At 77.0% G+C, this 784-nt stretch carries 1 protein-coding gene; it reads left to right on the top strand.

Translation table 11 applies throughout. From position 1 onward, the window contains the following. A partial coding sequence (locus tag K9U41_RS22965; protein WP_282643150.1) for an HAD-IC family P-type ATPase occupies positions 1–718 on the top strand: 718 nt, incomplete at its 5' end. Positions 719–784: the final 66 nt, after the last annotated feature.

Raw genomic sequence — 784 nt, 5'->3', positions numbered from 1 at the left:
GGGCCGGGAGGTGGCCGTGGGCGGCTGCAGCTTCGTCGCGGCGCGGGCCAGGGGCGACCTCGTGGCGGGCGATCTGGCGGCCCTGCGCACCGGCCTGCCGGCGGCGAGCGCGGTGGTCGCGGTGGCCATCGACGGATGCTTTGCCGGCCTGCTCATCCTCGCCGACCGGGTGCGGGACGATGCGGGCGAGATGGTGCGGGCGCTCCGGGCCGGCGGGGTGGACCACATCGCCCTCGCCTCGGGCGACCGCGCGGAGGCGGTGGAGGCGCTGGGCCGCAGCCTCGGCCTCGACAGCTGGGCGGGGGACCTTCAGCCGGCGGGCAAGGTGTCATACGTGACCGATGCCCATGCCCGGCTGGCCTCGGGCACGGTGATGATGGTGGGCGACGGGGTCAACGATGCCCCGGCGCTGGCCGCCGCCGACGTGGGCGTGGCGCTGGGCGCGCGCGGCGCCGCCGCCTCCGCCGAGGTGGCGGACGTGGTGCTGCTGGTGGACCGGCTGGACCGCCTCGCCGAGGCCATGGCCATCGCCCGGCGGGCGCTCGCCATCGCGCGGCAGAGCGTGGTCGCGGGCATCGCCCTGTCGCTTCTGGGCATGCTGGCTGCGGCCTTCGGCTGGCTGGAGCCGGTGGCCGGCGCCCTGCTGCAGGAGGCCATCGACGTGGCGGTGATCCTCAACGCCCTGCGGGTGCTGATCCCGGGGCCGGGGGAGGGGTGAGGCGGGCTTGTGCTACGGCCCAGGCGTCGCGCGACCCCTCACCCCAGCCCTCTCCCGCAAGGGGAG

The sequence above is a fragment of the Xanthobacter autotrophicus genome, from assembly GCF_029991245.1.
GTDB lineage: Bacteria > Pseudomonadota > Alphaproteobacteria > Rhizobiales > Xanthobacteraceae > Xanthobacter > Xanthobacter autotrophicus_C.
This window is presented reverse-complemented; position numbering and strand designations above follow the sequence as displayed.